Source organism: Pseudomonas sp. ICMP 10191, from assembly GCF_001467335.1.
In the GTDB taxonomy this organism is placed as follows: Bacteria; Pseudomonadota; Gammaproteobacteria; order Pseudomonadales; family Pseudomonadaceae; genus Aquipseudomonas; species Aquipseudomonas cerasi.
The window spans coordinates 1-3,304 of the sequence record NZ_LKGW01000167.1 but is presented as its reverse complement, the minus strand read 5'-3'; the positions used below and the strand labels follow the sequence as shown (position 1 = coordinate 3,304).

Here is a 3,304-nt window from a genome sequence, read left to right as displayed (position 1 = left end):
ATCAGCGCGATCTGGCGCTGCAGGTCGGTCTCTGAACCCTTGAAGGTATCGCTCAGTTTCTTCGCTGCCGACGCAGCGTCCTTTGCAGCCTGCTTGGCCGCTTCCAGAGCTTTGGGATCGACACCACTGCCCGTGCCACCCTGATCACTGAAGCCAACGCCGCCAAATAGTCGCTGATACTCTGCGCCGGCTGCGCGGGCGTCAGTAATAAACTTTTTGCCTAAATCACCGGCCAGTGGCTCCTCGAGAGTTGCCTTGATCCCTGCTGCCGCCTCGGCAGCGGCCCCAAAGTTTACTTTAGCTTCATCGCGAAGCCGGACACTGTCTGCGATGAACTGTTTGGACACATCACCGATGGTGAACTTTGCCAAACCCGCCGCGACATCCGCCATCATCGAAGACGTGTAGCCAACTGCCGTCGCGTACATACCTACAAGGGTGTCCGAAACGATCTTGAATACTCTCGTAACTCCATCGCCAGCACTAACGACAAATGCAGTTGCGGTAACGAGCTTTTCGCCCATCTCCCCCACGACCTTTGTTACACCGCCACCCGCTTTGACGCTGTCGTTAAGGTCTTTTGTCAATTGCTGAACCACTGGCATGAAATCATCAGCGATCTTGTTTTTTGTCCCCTGCAAGTTCTGCATGAGCCCCATAAGCTCGCTCGAAAACTGTTTCGAGACGGCTATGGTTTGAACGCTGAGAATAGCGCCGGCGGACTCCGCAGCATCGCCAAGCTGCTTGAACTCTTTCCCACCGTTGCGCAATAAGGGAACGAGAGCACTAGCCTCGTCGGCAATGCCTTCCATATAGAAGGTCATTTCAGCCTGTGAGACATTCGCTTTCTCAAGGGTCGAAACATACAACTGAAGAGCTTCGGCGCTGTTGAGTTTTTTGAAACTTTCCGCTGTCACACCTACCTTCGGCGCGATGACCTCGAAGAAATCTTTCAGCTCGCCGCCGCCGGTGTTGAAAAAGTCGCCCAGCTTGTCGTTGGTATCCTTGAAGATGTCCGCGAGCTTGTCCTGCTCAACGCCAACAGTTTTCGCGCCTGCTGCGTATTTTTGGAACTCGGTTGTTCCAAGACCAGCCAGCGCTGCAAGGTTGGAGATTTCCTTAGCGCTGCCGGCCGTGTAGGCGACCAGCCCTGTCAGAGCGGCAGGGACAGCTGCGATGGCAACGCCCACACCCTTGGCCAGGTTTTCAAAAGACTTGGCGATTTCCGCGTTGCGTTTCTTTGCCTCTTGGCTCGCCCTGTCAAGAGGGCCAGTGAAGGAACCGATCCTGGCCACCAAATCCAACGTGAGCGTGCCCAGTGACTTGCTCATTCAACTCGCCTCCAAAGGTAAAGCCCGCTGTGCGGGCCTTTTAAGTTTTATGCCCAGCTTTCCATAGCCTGCTCGAGACTGATGGCCGGCTCGACCTCATGCTGCATGAAGTCGAAAATCTTGTACGGACCGTCCTTGTAATTCACGTTGGCGTACATCATTGCGAGCAATGCCGATCCTCGTTCCACCCGCATGCCGATGTTCAGAGAGCCACGCAGCGCCCGGTACTTCAGCCAGGACCTGAACTCGTTCAGGCTGAGGCTTTCCTTGGCTTCCGCGATCGTACGCCCGCCGATGCCGGCGAGGACGAGCTCGTGCCAGAACTCTTCGTCGTCGGAGAGGGCGCCGTCTTTCCCAGGTTGTTGACCTGGGCGATGACTGTCAGCAACGCGAAAGTCAGGCTGGGGTCGAGCGAGCCACGCGTTGGATCAGCTTCTCCGGTGATGTCTTCAACCGTGAAGACGGGCTTTCCCTCTTCGTCGCAGATACTTGCGGCAATTCGGCCCGCGTGAACCTGCACCTTGCCAGCGGCGGATAGTGCATCGTTGATCGCCGTTTGAAACCCCAGCGGCCTGACGTAGACCGTGGCGACGAATTCTTTTTCGCCCTGCTGCCATTTGATTTCTTTCTCGACCGGGCGACCGGTGAACGCACCCACGCCGCGCAAGCTTTCAAGACTTAATTTCATCACGATGCCTTATGCGTTAGCCGACTTGCGAATCCAGGCGGAGCCGCCGGAGCGCTGGATGGTGCCCGCAGTCTTCACGACTGTGTTTCCTGCGAAGTCGAATGGGAAGTCGGCGACATAGCCGTCGAACACGAACCAGGTGCGTGTCGGTGGCAGCTCGAAATCATCGCCAGCCGCATTTAAGGTGGGCTTGATATCGAAGCCGTCAGCCCAGCCAATGACCCAAGACGTATTTTCGACCGAGTCATCCTCGGAAAGCTGGTAAAGCCGGACGTGTGAGGCGTTTTTCGGATCAGCGTCTACTGAGAACGAAGCCTGTCCAGGCGTGCGCAAGCCGCGCAGGTATCGCCTTACCTTGTCACTCAGGCACGTAATTTCAACTTGGTCTGCTGGGTTGCCGCCCGGGTTGAACGCTGTAATGCATTCCACCTCAATGACCTCCAGCTTTGTCGGGTCTGCGGTTGTAGGCACCAGCGCATACATCTGGGTGCCTTGAGTCAAAATCGCCATTGTGTTCTCCAAATGTCGGGCATAAAAAAACCCGCTCATGGCGGGCTGTAAAGTTGGTTGGGACTACCGGAGCACTATCCAGTCGACATCGAAACTCGACCGGTACAACTTTGTTTCGGCGTCTTTGCTCTCGCCACCCCAGCGGACCACGTAAGCTTGCAGCTCAATGGCGTGACTGATTGCGTCAGTCACTGCCCTTGCCTGCGCGCCTGTAGCGGCATACACGTCGACCTGCAGCGTGAAGCTGTCAGCATCAGGACGGCCGGCGAGGTAGTTTTCTGGACTGCCGGTGATGAGTTGCCAGACTGCATACGGCTTCGCCACGCCTTCGGGCGCATCATCGAACGGATAAAGCCTGGTGGGGCTGACGCCCAGTAGTGCCGTTACCCCGGCGTCAGCAGCGCATACGGCGAATATGGGTGCATACGACATCACGCCCCCCCTGAAGCCTTGGCCGCTCGTTTAATCGCGCGGTCAATGGCCTTCTCGTATTCAGTGATGAATGTATTGGTTGCCTCGGTTATGTTGTCGGCCAACGCCTTTCGCGCGAATGGATCTGCACGCATTTTGGAAGTACCGAATTCGATGAGGCGCCAATGAGGCGTCGCAGCGTTCGCAGATTTGTCGCCGCCCTTCTTGAGGACAGCGCCTTGCAGAACACCAACCCGGAAACCCAGGTCCCCGCTCGACTTGAACAATTTCCCGTTCCAGCGAAGCGCGACGTTGTCCGCGATAGATCGGCCTGTTTCAGGGTCGTCTATCCGCTGCGCGCCTT

Annotated in this window: 5 protein-coding genes and 1 pseudogene; all 6 read right to left on the bottom strand. The window is 56.7% G+C overall.

Annotation, left to right across the window (positions count from 1 at the left end; genetic code table 11):
* Positions 1-1,331, bottom strand: a pseudogene (locus tag AO388_RS24340) (tail tape measure protein); the annotation flags it as partial.
* A 47-nt stretch (positions 1,332-1,378) separates the two neighbouring features.
* On the bottom strand, positions 1,379-1,525 hold the full coding sequence (locus tag AO388_RS29455) for a hypothetical protein (protein ID WP_164989071.1): 147 nt from the start codon (positions 1,523-1,525) through the stop codon (positions 1,379-1,381).
* 56 nt (positions 1,526-1,581) lie between these two features.
* Entirely contained in the window at positions 1,582-2,019 is a 438-nt protein-coding gene (locus AO388_RS24335; protein ID WP_054986373.1) for a phage tail assembly chaperone family protein, TAC, read from the bottom strand.
* Positions 2,020-2,028: 9 nt separating this feature from the next.
* Positions 2,029-2,529 carry a phage tail tube protein gene (locus AO388_RS24330; RefSeq protein ID WP_058417334.1) on the bottom strand — a complete coding sequence of 167 codons (501 nt, stop codon included), beginning with the start codon at positions 2,527-2,529 and terminating at the stop codon, positions 2,029-2,031.
* Between the two features lie 63 nt (positions 2,530-2,592).
* Positions 2,593-2,961 carry a DUF3168 domain-containing protein gene (locus AO388_RS24325; RefSeq protein ID WP_046832800.1) on the bottom strand — a complete coding sequence of 123 codons (369 nt, stop codon included), beginning with the start codon at positions 2,959-2,961 and terminating at the stop codon, positions 2,593-2,595.
* The coding region (locus tag AO388_RS24320; RefSeq protein WP_058417333.1) for an HK97-gp10 family putative phage morphogenesis protein at positions 2,961-3,304 on the bottom strand (344 nt) is incomplete at its 5' end. The genes AO388_RS24325 and AO388_RS24320, both read right to left, overlap by 1 nt.

Bases quoted from the DNA above. Each gene is read 5' to 3' on its own strand.
- AO388_RS24330 (WP_058417334.1), bottom strand. From the start codon at position 2,529: ATGGCGATTTTGACTCAAGGCACCCAGATGTATGCGCTGGTGCCTACA.
- AO388_RS24325 (WP_046832800.1), bottom strand. From the start codon at position 2,961: ATGTCGTATGCACCCATATTCGCCGTATGCGCTGCTGACGCCGGGGTA.
- AO388_RS24335 (WP_054986373.1), bottom strand. From the start codon at position 2,019: ATGAAATTAAGTCTTGAAAGCTTGCGCGGCGTGGGTGCGTTCACCGGT.
- AO388_RS29455 (WP_164989071.1), bottom strand. From the start codon at position 1,525: ATGCGGGTGGAACGAGGATCGGCATTGCTCGCAATGATGTACGCCAAC.